Annotated in this window: 13 protein-coding genes; 1 reads left to right on the plus strand and 12 read right to left on the minus strand. The window is 61.3% G+C overall.

The genetic code is table 11. The features are described 5' to 3' along the window. Position 1 precedes the first annotated feature (1 nt). Both secA and EP379_RS11090 read right to left on the minus strand, forming a co-directional pair. The gene (secA, locus tag EP379_RS11085) at positions 2 to 2698 is read right to left on the minus strand and encodes a preprotein translocase subunit SecA (RefSeq protein ID WP_127477868.1); all 2697 of its coding nucleotides are present in this window, start codon (positions 2696 to 2698) and stop codon (positions 2 to 4) included. Positions 2699 to 2858: 160 nt separating this feature from the next. Continuing rightward, positions 2859 to 3836: a M23 family metallopeptidase gene (locus EP379_RS11090; protein ID WP_127477869.1), complete on the minus strand. Its 978-nt coding sequence runs from the start codon at positions 3834 to 3836 to the stop codon at positions 2859 to 2861. An 18-nt stretch (positions 3837 to 3854) separates the two neighbouring features. Between EP379_RS11090 and EP379_RS17025 the strand changes: the two genes are divergently transcribed. After that, positions 3855 to 4223, plus strand: a complete 369-nt coding sequence (locus tag EP379_RS17025) for a DciA family protein (RefSeq protein WP_172600453.1) — start codon at positions 3855 to 3857, stop codon at positions 4221 to 4223. A gap of 72 nt (positions 4224 to 4295) precedes the next feature. Here EP379_RS17025 and lpxC read toward each other — a convergent pair whose 3' ends face one another. From lpxC to murD, 10 genes are all read right to left on the minus strand, one after another. Then, positions 4296 to 5207, minus strand: coding sequence for a UDP-3-O-acyl-N-acetylglucosamine deacetylase (lpxC, locus tag EP379_RS11100; protein ID WP_127477871.1), 912 nt, complete (start codon positions 5205 to 5207; stop codon positions 4296 to 4298). A gap of 135 nt (positions 5208 to 5342) precedes the next feature. Beyond that, complete coding sequence (ftsZ, locus tag EP379_RS11105; RefSeq protein ID WP_127477872.1) at positions 5343 to 6494, minus strand: cell division protein FtsZ; 1152 nt, start codon at positions 6492 to 6494, stop codon at positions 5343 to 5345. 45 nt (positions 6495 to 6539) lie between these two features. Then, the gene (gene ftsA / locus EP379_RS11110; protein ID WP_127477873.1) at positions 6540 to 7778 is read right to left on the minus strand and encodes a cell division protein FtsA; all 1239 of its coding nucleotides are present in this window, start codon (positions 7776 to 7778) and stop codon (positions 6540 to 6542) included. An 18-nt stretch (positions 7779 to 7796) separates the two neighbouring features. Next, on the minus strand, positions 7797 to 8537 hold the full coding sequence (locus EP379_RS11115) for a cell division protein FtsQ/DivIB (RefSeq protein ID WP_172600454.1): 741 nt from the start codon (positions 8535 to 8537) through the stop codon (positions 7797 to 7799). Further along, positions 8534 to 9451 (minus strand): D-alanine--D-alanine ligase, encoded by a 918-nt coding sequence (locus EP379_RS11120; protein WP_127478902.1) that lies wholly within the window; start codon positions 9449 to 9451, stop codon positions 8534 to 8536. Before EP379_RS11120 ends, EP379_RS11115 begins: the two co-directional genes overlap by 4 nt. Position 9452: 1 nt before the next feature. Further along, a complete protein-coding gene (murB, locus tag EP379_RS11125) occupies positions 9453 to 10358 on the minus strand; it encodes a UDP-N-acetylmuramate dehydrogenase (RefSeq protein ID WP_127477875.1) in 906 nt (301 codons plus the stop codon). Beyond that, positions 10355 to 11794 (minus strand): UDP-N-acetylmuramate--L-alanine ligase, encoded by a 1440-nt coding sequence (gene murC, locus EP379_RS11130; protein WP_172600455.1) that lies wholly within the window; start codon positions 11792 to 11794, stop codon positions 10355 to 10357. The genes murB and murC overlap by 4 nt, the downstream gene beginning before the upstream one ends. Further along, positions 11791 to 12897: an undecaprenyldiphospho-muramoylpentapeptide beta-N-acetylglucosaminyltransferase gene (murG, locus tag EP379_RS11135; RefSeq protein WP_127477876.1), complete on the minus strand. Its 1107-nt coding sequence runs from the start codon at positions 12895 to 12897 to the stop codon at positions 11791 to 11793. The genes murC and murG overlap by 4 nt, the downstream gene beginning before the upstream one ends. Then, entirely contained in the window at positions 12894 to 14006 is a 1113-nt protein-coding gene (gene ftsW, locus EP379_RS11140; RefSeq protein ID WP_127478904.1) for a putative lipid II flippase FtsW, read from the minus strand. Before ftsW ends, murG begins: the two co-directional genes overlap by 4 nt. A 68-nt stretch (positions 14007 to 14074) precedes the next feature. Then, positions 14075 to 15412, minus strand: a complete 1338-nt coding sequence (gene murD / locus EP379_RS11145) for a UDP-N-acetylmuramoyl-L-alanine--D-glutamate ligase (protein ID WP_127477877.1) — start codon at positions 15410 to 15412, stop codon at positions 14075 to 14077. Between the last annotated feature and the right edge of the window lies 1 nt (position 15413).

Raw genomic sequence — 15413 nt, forward strand, 5'->3', positions numbered from 1 at the left:
CCTATTCCATACGCCCGTGACACTGTTTGTACTTCTTTCCCGAACCACAGGGACAAGGTTCATTGCGTCCCACCTTGCGGCCGTCACGCACAAAAGTCTTTGTTGCTTCATTACCGATAGCGGTATCCGCCTCCCCCTGTAATGCAGAGACCTCGGCATGCTGATACTCCATCGGCACCTGAGTACGACGCAGCTGCTCGACCGCTGCCACATCCTCTTCGGCACGCACCTGCACCTTGCATAGCACGGCCACAACTTCGTGCTTGATACGTTCCAGCATTTGATTGAATAGCACGAAAGCTTCCCGCTTGTATTCCTGCTTGGGATTTTTCTGCGCATAGCCACGCAAATGAATGCCTTGGCGCAGATAATCCATTGCGGCCAAATGCTCTTTCCAGTGGCTATCCAGCGTCTGCAACATCACAGCCTTTTCGAAGTGCCGCAATACGCTGGCGCCGACCTGTTCTTCCTTGGCCTTATAAAGTGCTTCCGTTTCGTCGATGATACGCTGGCGCAGAGTCTCTTCATGCAACGAATCATCAGCCTCCAGCCAGCCGGCAATATCGAATGTCAGACCGAATTCATGTGCAAGAGCGGCCTGCAAACCTGGCACATCCCACATTTCATCCAGACTCTGTGGCGGAATATAAGTGCTGATGGTTTCGTTCAATACATCTCTGCGAATCATGCTGATTGTGCCTGAAATATCGTCTGCAGCCATCAGCTCATTGCGCTGTTCGTAGATTACCTTACGCTGGTCATTGGCGACATCGTCATATTCCAGCAACTGCTTGCGGATATCGAAGTTATGACCTTCTACTTTGCGTTGCGCATTCTCGATTGCCTTGCTTACCCAGGGGTGCTCGATGGCCTCTCCCTGCTTCATGCCAAGTCGCTGCATCAGAGCACCAACACGATCCGATGCGAAGATTCGCATCAAATTGTCCTGTAAGGACAAATAGAAGCGGGTTGAGCCCGGGTCTCCCTGCCGCCCGGAGCGGCCACGCAATTGATTATCGATACGACGGGACTCGTGACGCTCAGTACCTATGATATGCAGCCCGCCAGAGGCGATAACCGCATCATGACGCGCCTGCCACTCGGCACGGGCCTGCTGCCGTGCAGCATCATCGGGCAGTGACTCCAGTTCGCTTTGCAGATTGCCACCCAGCACGATATCGGTGCCACGACCTGCCATATTAGTGGCAATTGTCACGGCACCGGGACGACCGGCCTGCGCAACGATTTCCGCTTCACGCTCGTGCTGCTTGGCATTCAGCACCTCGTGTCTGATACCCTCTTTTTTAAGTTGCCGCGACAACAGCTCAGAGGCCTCAATGGAGGTAGTGCCGACCAGGATTGGTTGGCCCGCGGCATGGCGCTCGCGAATGTCCTGAATGATGGCAGCAAATTTTTCCTCGGCGGTGAGAAAAATGAGATCGCCAAAGTCCTGACGAATCATTGGCCGATGGGTAGGTATAACCACAACCTCAAGACCGTAGATCTGCTGGAACTCATAGGCTTCCGTATCGGCCGTACCGGTCATACCGGACAGCTTGTTGTATAGACGAAAGTAGTTCTGGAAGGTGATGGAGGCGAGCGTCTGGTTCTCGTTCTGAATCTGCACCCCCTCCTTGGCTTCAACCGCCTGGTGCAAGCCATCGGACCAACGCCGCCCCGGCATGGTACGGCCGGTGAATTCATCAACGATAATTATTTGGCCATCTTTTACGATGTAGTCGACGTCACGTTGATAGAGTGCATGGGCACGCAGGGCCGCATTGAGGTGATGCATCAGACCTATATTGGCCGCATCGTAAAGACTCTCACCCTCGGCCAACAAGCCGTTGGCAAGCATCAACTCTTCAACATGCTGATGCCCTTCCTCGGTGAGATAAACCTGGCGCGCCTTTTCGTCGACACTGTAATCGCCAGCTCCATCCTCCTCCTGCTGGCGTCGCAGTTTCGGGATAAGAGCATTGATCTGCTTATAGCGTGCAGAGCTGTCCTCTGCCGGCCCCGAGATAATCAGCGGTGTACGAGCCTCGTCAATCAGAATCGAGTCTACCTCGTCGACCACAGCAAAATTCAACTCGCGCTGCACCTTTTCGGCAATGCTAAATGCCATGTTGTCGCGCAGATAGTCAAAGCCAAACTCGTTATTGGTGCCATAGGTAATATCGGCAGCATAAGCGGCTCGCTTTTCTTCATGCGACATGTTGCCGACGATCACGCCGGTAGTCATGCCGAGAAAGCCGTACAGTTTACCCATCCAGGCCGCATCGCGGCTGGCAAGATAGTCATTGACGGTAATCACATGCACTCCTTTGCCGGATAGTGCATTGAGATAGGCCGCCAGGGTCGCCACCAATGTCTTGCCTTCGCCGGTACGCATCTCGGCGATCTTGCCTTGATGAAGTACCATGCCGCCGATGAGCTGGACGTCATAGTGACGCATGCCCAACACACGCTTACCCGCCTCACGGACAACCGCAAAGGCCTCGGGCAACAGATCATCCAGCGTTGCACCCTGCGCCAGACGGGCACGGAATTCGTCGGTTTTGCCGCGCAATGCTTCGTCGGACAATCGCTCGAGTTCGGCCTCCAGAGCATTTATTTGCTCGACCGTTTTGCGCATCCGCTTGACAAGCCGCTCGTTACGGCTGCCGAATATCTTGCTGAGGAATCTGCTGACCATGGGACCGCTTGCTTGTCATCGTGAATGAAATGGGCTTGATGATACCGCATATCGGCAGCATTTCTCACCACAAAGGCAGCGGAAATGCAGTCAAGAATGGAGGTACGACAGCGGCGAGGGATCAACTCCCGACAGCACGGCTGCCGGGAGTTGGAGAGGATTAGCGTACAGCCTGGACGTACCGTGCCGGGTCAACGGCACGACCATTGCGCAGCACTTCAAAGTGGACGTGGGGGCCGGTAGAACGCCCTGTCGACCCCATGGTCGCCAGGGTCTGGCCTTTTTTGACAGTATCGCCCACCTTGACCAAGATGCTCTTGTTATGACCATAACGGGTTACGTAACCCTTACCATGATTGATCTCGACCAGGTTGCCATAGCCGAAACGGGAGCCTGCCCACGTAACCACGCCGGAAGCAACGGCAACAACCTCGGCACCCTCTTTGCCGGCAAAATCTATACCGTTATGGTGCGCAAGACGCCCGCTGAACGGATCGGTACGGATGCCGTAGGGCGATGAAATCCAGCCGCTGCGCACTGGTCGGCCGGCGGGAAGTACCTCTGCCTGAAGATTGCGATTGAGCAGCATCGTTTCCAACACGCTGAGCTGATCGTCGCGGTTCTGCAGTTGCAACGACAGGTTATCCAACAAAGCAATGAAGTCAGGTACCTGCAAGGACTGCTGGGCGGAAACACTCTCTGGACCACCCAAAGCAGGAGGAATGTCAAAATTGAACTCGCCGTCTTCCAGACCAGCCATGCGGGTGAGGCGCTGCCCCATGGCATCCAGTCGCATCACATGGGCTTGCATCTGTCCCATGCGCAGCGCCAAGGCATTAAGATTCTCTTCTGCCGTACGCTTGGCCTCCTCAATGGCACGGCGTTGACTCTCCAGTTCCCCTGCAAGCCGCCTGCCACCAGCACGGAAGTCTCGGCGTCGGCAAACCCCATACGGTAACCACCATACAGCGCCACAGCAGGAATCAGCAGAAAAACCGCCACTGCCGCAGTCACCATACTGCGCCACCCGAGGCTGACGCAACTGGAGCAGCCAAGTTGTCTGGAGATAAACAGTATATTCATCGTTCCCTAGCCAGTCGCCTGAACCCCATACCAAAACCGGGTTGCCAACGCTCAAATGTTATATGCTTGCTGCATGGCCAGACTACGTTCAGTGCAGCTATTGTTAGGTGTCGGCACCACCGCCCCCCTGCTTGAGCATGTGCAGCTGCTGCAATCACTCACCAGCCGACTGCGCCACTGCCTTCCTCATGAGGCTGCAAACCACGTTCAGGTGGCCAACCTGAACAGTGAGCGGCTGGTCATACAGGTTGACTCCACCGCGTGGGCAACGCGCCTGCGCTATCTTGGGCCGCAGTTGTTACGCTGCCTGCGCAAAAACACGGGGCTCCCCCCCTACTGCAACTCGACGTCCGGGTTGTGCCATTGGCACAACCGACCCCCCCCCTGTCCAACCAGCTGCGCTTTCCATGGACAGTGCCTCACTGCTGGAGGCGACGGCTGACGGTATCCGTCACCCCGCCCTGCGCGTCGCGTTGAAACGGCTGGCGCGCCGGGGAAACCGGCCGCCCCCTGGCTAAACGGCCACTACCGGCTGGATATAGGAAATCGGCGCCTCTTGAGGATCGTCGAAGGTAACCTGTTCCCAGGCATCCTCTTCCACCAGCAGCTTGCGCAGCAACTTGTTGTTCAGTTCATGACCCGACTTGTAGCCGCTGAATGCGCCAATCAGGCTGCAGCCCAGCAGGTACAGATCCCCAATGGCATCCAGTACCTTGTGTTTGACGAACTCGTCGTCATAGCGCAGCCCATCTTCGTTCAGGACACGGTAGTCATCCACCACGATGGCATTATCCAGGCTGCCCCCCAGCGCCAGATTGCGGCTGCGCAACATTTCCAGCTGGCTCATGAAGCCAAAGGTACGGGCACGGCTTACCTCCTTGACAAAGGAGGTGGTGGAGAAATCAATGCAGGAAAGCTGACTGCGACCACGGAAAGCCGGGTGATCGAAGTCAATCTCCATGGAAACCTTGAAACCCTCGAACGGATCGAACTGTACCCAGCGATCGCCATCCTCGATGCGGACGGTGCGCTTGATACGGATGAAACGTTTGGGGGCCGCCTGCTCGACGATGCCGGCAGACTGAATGAGGAAAACAAACGGCCCGGCGCTACCGTCCATGATCGGCACTTCCGGTGCGCTCAGATCGATATAGGCATTGTCGATGCCAAGACCGGCGAGTGCCGACAGCATATGTTCCACGGTGGAAATGCGCACATCACCCTTGGTAAGGGTGGTGGACATGGTGGTATCACCGACGTTCTCGGCCTTGGCCTCGATCTCGATCGCGGGATTGAGATCCACGCGCCGGAAAATGATACCGGCATCCACCGGGGCGGGACGCAGCGTGAGATACACCTTTTCGCCCGTATGCAAACCCACGCCGGTGGCGCGAATCACGTTTTTCAGTGTTCTCTGCCGTATCATTTCGCTCTCAATCCGCCCAAACCTCCTGCCCCGACAAGCGGTTATACCGCCAACCTGGGCAAAACTATACCATAGGGCAATGCCCATTCCTAGCGAACGGGTTCACACTACCCCAGCCCCCCGCCGGGGCGGCGGTCAGTCAGCCTGGCGACGCAGGAAAGCCGGGATATCGAGGTAGTCCAGACTGCCATCGCTCTCCTTGCCGAAACGTTCCTGGCTGGGCGGCTGGTTGCGCAGGACGGTCGGCCGCTCCAGGACGCCATAGTCTACCTCACCATTGGCGGCGCGGTTGACCACCAGGCGCACCGGCTGCTCTGCCGGGGCGGTTGCCGCGTTGCCAAGGCCGGTGGCCACCACGGTGACACGCAGTTCCCCCGACATATTGGGGTCGATAACGGTACCGACCACAACGGTCGCATTCTCCGAGGCGAACTCCTTGATGGTATTGCCCACCTCCTCGAACTCACCGATCGACATATCCAGACCGGCGGTGACGTTCACCAGTATGCCACGGGCGCCGGACAGGTTGATGTCCTCCAGCAGGGGACTGGCAATGGCGGCCTGGGCAGCGACACGGGCCCGCTCTTCCCCGGAGGCCACACCGCTTCCCATCATGGCCATGCCCATTTCCGACATAACCGTACGGACATCGGCAAAGTCAACATTAATCAGGCCCGGACGGGTAATCAGTTCGGCAATTCCCTGCACCGCACCGAGCAGCACATCGTTGGCAGCCTTGAAGGCATCCAGCAGGCTGACCTGCTTGCCCAGCACCGACAGCAGTTTCTCGTTGGGAATGGTAATCAGGGAATCGACGTATTGTTTCAGCTCCTTGATACCGTCCTCAGCGATGCTCATGCGCTTCTTGCCCTCGAACGGAAAGGGCTTGGTCACTACCGCAACGGTGAGGATACCCAGCTCCTTGGCCACCTGGGCCACAATGGGGGCACCACCGGTACCGGTTCCGCCGCCCATACCCGCGGTGATGAATACCATATCGGCGCCTTCCAGCACCTCGGCGATGCGGTCGCGATCCTCGATGGCAGCCTGACGCCCAACTTCCGGATTGGCACCGGCCCCCAGCCCTTTAGTGACCGCACCACCCAGCTGCAACACGGTACGGGCACCGGACTTCTTCAGTGCCTGGGCATCGGTGTTGGCACAGATGAAATCGACGCCGTCGATTTCCTGCGACAGCATATGTTCCACGGCATTGCCGCCACCACCACCGACACCCACCACCTTGATAATGGCATTCTGTGCCTGAGTATCCATCAGTTCGAACATGGTGTACCTCCTCTTCCCCTGTTGAGCCCTGCCGCAAAGCAGAAATTAAAAATTCCCCTGGAACCAGCTCTTCATCCGCTGGAACACATTCGACAAACTGCCGGCACCGTGCAGCTCCGACGCCACACCGCCACCGCGGTTATGCAACCCAAACAACAACAAACCGACGCCGGTGGAATAGATGGGATTGCGCACCACATCCACCAGGCCATTGACGCCCTGCGGCACACCGAGCCGCACCGGCATGTGAAAAATCTCCTCTGCCAGATCCACCACACCTTCCATCTTTGCGGTACCACCGGTCAGAACGACGCCTGCCGCACACAGATCTTCAAATCCACTACGGCGCAGTTCAGCCTGGACCAAAGTGAACAGTTCCTCGTAGCGCGGCTCCACCACATCAGCCAGGGTCTGCCGGGCCAATCGCCGTGCTGGACGATCCCCCACACTGGGTACTTCAATGGTCTCATCGGCGCTGGCCAGCTGCGCCAAGGCACAGCCGTACTTGATTTTGATGTCCTCGGCATGCTGTGTCGGCGTACGCAACGCTACGGCGATATCATTGGTTACCTGATCACCGGCAATCGGGATCACGGCAGTATGGCGGATGGCCCCTTCGGTAAACACAGCGATGTCTGTAGTGCCTCCACCAATATCCACCAGGCATACGCCCAGCTCCTTTTCGTCATCTGACAACACTGCATAACTGGAGGCCAGCTGCTCCAGGATGATGTCGTCCACCTCCAGACCACAGCGGCGCACGCATTTGACGATGTTCTGGGCCGCACTCACCGCGCCAGTCACCAGATGTACCTTGGCCTCCAGACGTACACCGGACATACCGATAGGCTCGCGGATCCCCTCCTGGGCATCAATGACAAACTCCTGCGGCAAGACATGCAGAATCTTCTGATCGGCAGGTATCGCTACCGCCCGTGCAGCATCAATCACTCGCTCCATGTCACCCTGCGTCACTTCTTTATCACGGATGGCAACAATGCCATGAGAGTTGAGACTGCGGATATGACTACCGGCAATACCGGCATACACCGAGTGAATCTGGCAGCCAGCCATCAATTCGGCTTCCTCCACCGCACGCTGAATCGACTGCACCGTTGACTCGATATTCACCACCACGCCTTTTTTCAGACCGCGCGACGGGTGTGAGCCGATCCCGATGATGTCGATTTCGTTGGCTGCTGTGATCTCGCCGACGATGGCCACCACTTTGGAGGTGCCGATGTCGAGGGCGACAATCAGATTCTTTTCACCTTTTCTGGACATGCGTTCCTCCCAAAACTCCTACGACTGCCGGAACGAAACGGCAAAACCGTTGGCATGGCGCAAATCAATGCGTGCAATGGTTGTGCTGCGCGGTCTCAGGATACGTGGCCACGCCCGCACAAATCGCTCCATCCGCGCCGGATGCTCATTTCGACCCAACATCAATTCCATGCCATTATCCAACCGCAGTCGCCAGGCCCGGCGCTCATCCATCACCACCTCGGCGATATTGAGTTGCAGGGGCCATAGGACACGCTGCAATTCGATGAACTGTGCCGCGACCATTACCGAGGTACCGTGCGGACCGCGCAACACCGGCAACTCCGTGATGACCGTCTCTGCCGGGTGAAAGACCTTCCCTTCGGGATTAACCAATCCATCATCACCCCAACGCGCCAACACCTGCTGCTCACGCAACTGCACCAACAACATATCGGGCCATTGGCGCCTTACCTGCACGCTGTGTACCCAAGGCAACTGCTCCAGGGCGGTACGCACGGCATCGATGTCGACGTGCAGGAAACCAGCTTGCGCATGGGGCAAGACCGCCGCCTGCACCTCCTGCGGAGAGACATGCTGCAACTCTCCCTGCACTCGCACCGTACGCAGAGGCAAACTCTCCGGCCGAGCCAGCCACCACGCACTACCGCCCCCCAGAGCCAGCAGCCCCAACAGGCTGAGCGCCAGCAACAGCCCACCCTGCCACGGTGAACGTGCCACCTCCGGCCGCGTGCGCCGCGCCTGTACCTTTCTGCTCATGCCAGAGTGCCTGCCAGAATGCGCCATACCAGTTCATCAAACTCGATACCGGCAGCACGTGCCGCCATCGGCACCAGGCTGTGATCGGTCATACCGGGTACAGTGTTCACCTCCAGCACGAAGGGGTTGCCCGCCGCGTCCATCAGGAAGTCCACCCGCCCCCAACCACGGCAACCGAGCACGGCGAAGGCGCGCAGCGCCAACGCCTGCATGTGCTGTTCCTGCTCCGCCGGCAGTCCGCAGGGACAGAGATAACGCGTATCGTCACGGAAATATTTGGCCTCGTAGTCGTAGAACTCCGTCGCCGGTACGATGCGTACCGCGGGCAACGCGCGCGCACCGAGTATCGCCACGGTGTACTCGCCGCCGCCCACGAACCGTTCCGCCAGCACCAGGCTGTCGTACTGCGCCGCCGCCGCATAGGCGGCGCGTGTGCCGCCGGCGCTGCGCACCTTGCTGACACCGATGCTGGAACCTTCGTTGGCCGGTTTGACGAACAGCGGCAAACCGAGGCGCCGCTCCACCGCGGCAAAGTCGCTCTGCGCGTCGAGCAATTCGAACTCGGGCACCGGCAGGCCGGCGGCCTGCCACACCATCTTGCTACGCCACTTGTCCATGCCGAGGGCGGAGGCCAGCACACCACTGCCGGTGTAGGGTAACTGCAGCAAATCGAGGGCCCCCTGCAATTCGCCGTCCTCGCCGCCGCGGCCATGCCAGGCGATGAAGGCGCGGGCAAAGCCGCCGCGCTCGAGCACCTGCACCACGTCGCGCCCGGCATCGACGCCGTGGGCGTCGACGCCGCGCCGCTGCAAGGCCGCCAGCACGGCATTGCCGCTCTTGAGCGAAATCTCGCGCTCGGCGGACCAGCCGCCCATCAGCACCGCCACCTTGCCGAAGGCCTTGGCATCACGCACTTCAGCCACCACTGCGTTCCCCCACGATATGCACCTCGCGCACCAGGCCGATTCCGCACTGGCGCTGCACCGTTGCCGCCACCTCGTCGATCAGTGCCTCGATATCGGCCGCCGTGGCCGCACCGGTGTTGACGATGAAGTTGGCGTGTTTTTCCGACACACAGGCGCCGCCGATGCAGCGTCCTTTGAGTCCACATGACTCGATGAGCCGTGCCGCGTAATCGCCTGGCGGATTGCGGAACACCGAACCGGCATTGGGCTGCTGTGTCGGCTGCGTCGCCGCACGCTTGTCCAAAAGTTCGCGGATGCGCGCACTGGCCGCCTCGGTGTCGCCGTGCTGCAACTGCAGGGTCGCCGCCACGAACCACTCCCCTGCCGGGCCATGGACCTCGCGGTAACCGACGTGATACTCCTGCGCCGCGCGCTCGCGCCGCTGGCCAGTGCGATTCAGCGTCTCCACCGTATGCACCAGCTTCCAGGTCTCGCCGCCGAAGGCGCCGGCATTCATGGCCAATGCGCCGCCCAGCGTGCCCGGTATGCCGGCCAGGAACTCGGCACCGGTCAGACCGAGCCGCGCACAGAAGCGCGCCACCTTGGCGCAGGGCACGCCGGCCTCGACGCGCACGGTGATGTCACCGATCTGCGCGATCCCGCCGAGCAGGCCGGCGGTGGCGATCACCGTGCCGCGGATACCGCCGTCGCGCACCAGCAGGTTGCTGCCCAGACCGACCCAGAACAGCGGCTCGTCGGCGGGTAACTGCGCCAGAAACTGCGCCAGGTCGTCGATGCCCGCCGGCTGGTAATAACGCGCCGCCGGACCGCCCACGCGCCAGGTGGTATGACGCGCCATCGGCTCGTTCTCGAGCAGCACGCCGTGCACCGCCTGATCGCGCCGCGCCGCCATCATGACTTGCCCTCCGCCAACTGCTGCGGCAGGGCAGCCGCAGCGGCGCCGATGTCGCCGGCTCCCAGGGTGAGCAGCACATCGCCCGCCTGCAGCACGCCGCGCAGGGTCGCCGCCAGATCGTCGGGATGGGCTACGAACACCGGGTCCACCTGGCCGCGCGCACGGATGGCGCGGCACAGGGTGCGGCTGTCGGCACCGGGGATCGGTTTCTCACCGGCGGGATACACCTCCAACATCAGCAAGGCATCGGCAGTGGACAGCACCTCGGCGAAATCCTCGAACAAATCGCGCGTACGGCTGTAGCGATGTGGCTGGAAGACCACCACCAGGCGCCGCTCCGGCCAGCTGGCACGCGCCGCCTGTATCGTCGCCGCCACCTCACGCGGGTGATGGCCGTAATCGTCGACCAGGGTGACCGTGCCATCGCCGACGGTGATCTCGCCATTCAGCTGGAAGCGACGCCCGATCCCCTGGAAGGCAGCCAAGGCGCGCAAGATTGCTTCATCACTGACCCCCACTTCATGGGCCACCGTAATGGCAGCCAAGGCATTCAATACATTGTGGCGTCCGGGCAGGGCCAGCATCACATCCAGCCACCTGCCACCTTCACGGCGCATGACACGGAAGTGATTACGCAGCCCATCCTGCCGCACATCGACCGCATAAATATCGGCATCCGGCGTCAAACCATAGGTACGCACCGGCCGCGTCACCTCAGGCAGAATCTCACGCACAACCGGATCATCCAGGCACAGCACTGCCAAGCCGTAGAAAGGCAGGTGGTGCAGAAATTCGACAAAGGTCTGGCGCAATTTCGAGAAATCGCCGCCGTAGGTGGCCATATGATCGGCATCGATATTAGTCACCACTGCCGTCATCGGTTGCAGGTAGAGGAACGAGGCATCGCTCTCATCGGCCTCCGCCACCAGATAGCGGCTGGCGCCGAGGCGGGCATGGGTGCCGGCACTGTTCAGCTTGCCACCGATGACAAAGGTGGGATCGAGCCCGCCCTCCGCCAGCAGGCTGGCGATCAGGCTGGTGGTGGTAGTCTTGCCATGGGTGCCGGCGATGGCGATGCCGTGGCGGAAGCGCATCAGCTCGGCCAGCATCTCGGCGCGCGGCACCACCGGTATCCGCTGCTCACGTGCCGCCAGCACCTCCGGGTTGTCAGCCGGCACGGCGGTGGAAACCACCACCGCGTCGCTGCCCGCCACATGTCCCGCCTCGTGGCCGATGCACACCCTGGCCCCCAGACCGGACAGGCGGCGCGTCACCATATTTTCCTTCAGATCGGAGCCGGACACTTCATAGCCGAGATTGAGCAGCACCTCGGCGATGCCGCTCATGCCGGCACCACCGATGCCGACAAAATGGATGCGACGGATACGCCCCATGGGGTTGGAATCCTGACGCACACCGTTGCTGTTCATCGTCATGCTGCATTCCTCGTTGCCGTGGCGGCGAGACAGGCCTCGGCCACGGTCGCCGTCGCTGCGGGTTGCGCCAGCGCGCGCGCTGCCTGTGCCATGGCGAGCAGCGCCGTGCGCCCGGCGTCCGGATCGGCGGTGAAACGCCGCAGCAGCGCCGCCAGCGTCTCCGCATTCATAGTGTGCTGCGGCAGCAGCAGCGCCGCAGCGGCGTCGACCAGAAAGGCAGCGTTGCGCGTCTGATGGTCATCCACTGCATGGGGATACGGCACCAGCACGGCGGCCACACCGGCGGCGGCCAGTTCACTGACCGTCAGTGCACCGGCCCGGCACAGCACCACATCCGCCCAGTCATAGGCCGCGGCCATATCGTCGATAAACGGCAACAGCTCACCCTCAACACCAGCGGCCTGATAGAGGTGTTGCACCTGTTCGAAATGACTGCGCCCGGTTTGATGGCGCACCAGGGGGCGCTGCCCGACCGGCAGCAGAGCCAATGCGCGCGGCACGGTTTCATTCAGCGCCATGGCCCCGAGACTGCCGCCGACCACCAGCAGGCGCAGCGGCCCCTGATGTGCGGCATAGCGCAGTTCAGGCGCTGCAAGAGCAGCGATCTCCTCACGCACCGGATTGCCACAGGTACTTACCCAGGGCGCCTCGGCAAAGGTGCCGGGGAAGGCCTGCATCACCTCCTTGGCCACTCGACCCAACAGGCGATTGGTCAACCCCGCCACCGCATTTTGTTCGTGAATGAGCAAGGGACGGCCAGTCAGCCAAGCAGCAAGGCCACCCGGACCGGATGCAAAACCACCCAAGCCAAGCACCGCCTGCGGCTCGCGGCGGCGCAGTACGGCAAAGGACTGCCACAGCGCCCGCACGATGCGTAACGGTGCCAACAACCAGCCCAGCGCCCCTTTACCGCGCAGACCAGCAATGCTGATGTAGTCGATAGCGATGCCCGCCTGCGGCACCAGCTCCGCCTCGATGCCGGCACGGGTGCCGAGCCAGCTCACCTGCGCGCCGCGGCGCCGCAGTTCCTGCGCCACGGCCAGGCCCGGAAATACATGGCCGCCGGTACCACCGGCCATGATCAGGATACGCGGCGCACTCATATGCTCCGTCCTCCGCGCCGGTTTTCCCGATCCACCCGCAACAACAGACCCATCGCAGTGCAGGTGATCAGCATGCTGGAACCGCCATAACTCATCAGCGGCAGGGTCAACCCTTTGGTAGGCAGCACGCCCATGTTGACGCCGAGATTAATGAACGCCTGGATACCGATGAGCATGGCGATACCGTAGGCGAGATAGGCACCGAAATGGGCACCCACCTGCGCCGCGGCACGGCCGATGACAAAGGCACGCCACACCACGAACACGAACAGCAGGATCACACCCAGTGCGCCGACCAGGCCCAGTTCCTCGGCCAGCACCGCGAACAGGAAATCTGTGTGCGCCTCGGGCAGATAGAACAGCTTCTGCACGCTGCCACCGAGACCGACACCGAACCAGTCGCCCCGACCGAAGGCGATGAGGGCCTGGGTCAACTGGAAACCGCTGTTGAACGGATCGGCCCAGGGATTCATGAAGGTGGTGAGGCGTTCCATGCGATAGGGTGATGTGACGGCCAGCAGGGCCAGCGCACCGGCAGCCACGGCAACCAGCAGGGCGAACAGCCACAGGCGCACACCGGCAAGGAACAACATGCCGAGCAGTGTCGCACCGAGCACCACCAGGGCGCCGAAATCCGGTTGTGCCAGCAGCAATACGGCAAACACCACCAGCACGCCAAGTGGCTTGAGAAAACCGCGCACCGATGTACGCACCTCTTCACCGCGGCGGACCAGATAACCGGCGGTGTAAATAATCAGGGCCAGCTTGGTCACTTCGGAAACCTGGAGGCTGAATATACCGAGGGAAATCCAGCGCGTGGCACCATTCACGTTACGTCCAATTCCAGGAACCAGCACCAGCAGCAAAAGAACCAAACTGATCAGCAGCAACAGCGGACCAAGCCGCTGCCACACCTGCAGCGGGATCTGCATCATCATGGCGGCAAGCATCACACCGCCCCCAACATAGGCGGCCTGCCGCAACAGGTAGTAAAACGGAGTTCCAACCTGACGATCGGCGATGGAGATCGAGGCAGACCCCACCATCAGCAGACCAAGCGCCAGCAATGCCATCACCGCCAGCAACAAGGAGATGTCGCCCTGTGCCATATCGGTGACACGATTGCGCAGCGGCAACGACGGTTGCCGGTAATTGCGCCAGAGAACGCTGCTGCCGTTCATGTCGTCAATCCCCGTACAGCAGCGGCAAACACTTCTGCACGGTGCACATAGTTGTCGAACATATCGAAGCTGGCACAGGCCGGCGACAGCAGCACGCTGTCGCCCGGCTGCGCCAGACGGGCGCATTCGTTCACCGCCCGCTCCATGCTGTGCCCGGCGTGCACCACCGGCACCACACCGTCCAGCGCCTGCTCGATGAGCGGCGCATCGCGGCCGATGAGCACCACGGCGCGCGCATGCGTGGCCACCGCCTCGCGTAGCGGCGCGAAGTCCTGGCCCTTGCCGTCGCCGCCGGCGATGAGCACTACCTTGTCGCCCGGCATGCCAGACAGCGCCGCCAGGGTGGAACCCACGTTGGTCCCCTTGGAGTCGTCGTACCAATTGACGCCCTGGTGTTCGGCGATCCACTGGCAGCGATGCGGTAGGCCGGCGAACTCACGCAATGCACGCAGCATCGCTGCGCCCGGCAACTGCACCGCATCGCCCAGCGCCAGCGCTGCCAATGCGTTGGCCCAGTTATGGCGTCCGGCGATCTTCAGCTCGTCGACGGCGATGATGGCCTCGTTGCCGCGGCACAGGCAGGTGCGCCCGTCGATCCAGCGCACGCCGTAGGAGGTCGCGGACAGCGGCGCCTCGAGCGTGAACCAGCGCACCTCGCGTCCCGCCTGCGCCATGGCCGCCACACACACATCATCGGCATTGAGCACCATCACGCCGGTGCCGGCGAATATGCGCTGCTTCAGCGCGGCATATTCGTCCATGCCGCCGTGACGATCGAGGTGATCGGCACTGACGTTGAGCACGGTGGCGGCGCGGCAATCGAGGGAACTCACCGTTTCCAGCTGAAAGCTGGACAACTCCAACACGTACAGATCCGGGGCCCCGGCCTCGTCGGATTCCAGCAGCAACTCCAAGGCCGGTGTGCCCAGATTACCGCCCACCCGCGTCTCCAGTCCCGAGGCCCGCGCCATCTCGCCCACCAGCGTGGTCACGGTGCTCTTGCCGTTGGAGCCGGTGATGCCGATGACCGGAGCGTCTACGCTGCGCGCGAACAGTTCGACGTCGCCGATGATTTCGGCGCCTGCGGAGCGGGCCGCGCACAGCGCCGGCTCCTGCAACGACACGCCGGGGCTGACGATGATTTTCTGCTGCGCAGCGAACAGTGCCGTATCGAACGGACCGAGATGCACTTCCACGGCAGGACGCTCGGCACGCAGTTGTTCCAGCCCCGGCGGATTGACGCGGCTGTCGGCCACGGCAAAACGCTCGCCGCGGCGCGCCAGGAAGCGCGCCACGGAAAGTCCGGTCTTGCCCAGTCCGACGATCAGTGTCATA

It is taken from the genome of Sulfurivermis fontis, assembly GCF_004001245.1.
GTDB classification, from domain to species: Bacteria; Pseudomonadota; Gammaproteobacteria; order Thiohalomonadales; family Thiohalomonadaceae; genus Sulfurivermis; species Sulfurivermis fontis.

Coding starts and splice junctions, on each gene's coding strand:
- secA (WP_127477868.1), bottom strand. CDS start 2,698: ATGGTCAGCAGATTCCTCAGCAAGATATTCGGCAGCCGTAACGAGCGG.
- EP379_RS17025 (WP_172600453.1), top strand. CDS start 3,855: ATGGCCAGACTACGTTCAGTGCAGCTATTGTTAGGTGTCGGCACCACC.
- lpxC (WP_127477871.1), bottom strand. CDS start 5,207: ATGATACGGCAGAGAACACTGAAAAACGTGATTCGCGCCACCGGCGTG.
- ftsZ (WP_127477872.1), bottom strand. CDS start 6,494: ATGTTCGAACTGATGGATACTCAGGCACAGAATGCCATTATCAAGGTG.
- ftsA (WP_127477873.1), bottom strand. CDS start 7,778: ATGTCCAGAAAAGGTGAAAAGAATCTGATTGTCGCCCTCGACATCGGC.
- EP379_RS11115 (WP_172600454.1), bottom strand. CDS start 8,537: ATGAGCAGAAAGGTACAGGCGCGGCGCACGCGGCCGGAGGTGGCACGT.
- murB (WP_127477875.1), bottom strand. CDS start 10,358: ATGATGGCGGCGCGGCGCGATCAGGCGGTGCACGGCGTGCTGCTCGAG.
- murC (WP_172600455.1), bottom strand. CDS start 11,794: ATGACGATGAACAGCAACGGTGTGCGTCAGGATTCCAACCCCATGGGG.
- murG (WP_127477876.1), bottom strand. CDS start 12,897: ATGAGTGCGCCGCGTATCCTGATCATGGCCGGTGGTACCGGCGGCCAT.
- ftsW (WP_127478904.1), bottom strand. CDS start 14,006: ATGGCACAGGGCGACATCTCCTTGTTGCTGGCGGTGATGGCATTGCTG.
- murD (WP_127477877.1), bottom strand. CDS start 15,412: ATGACACTGATCGTCGGACTGGGCAAGACCGGACTTTCCGTGGCGCGC.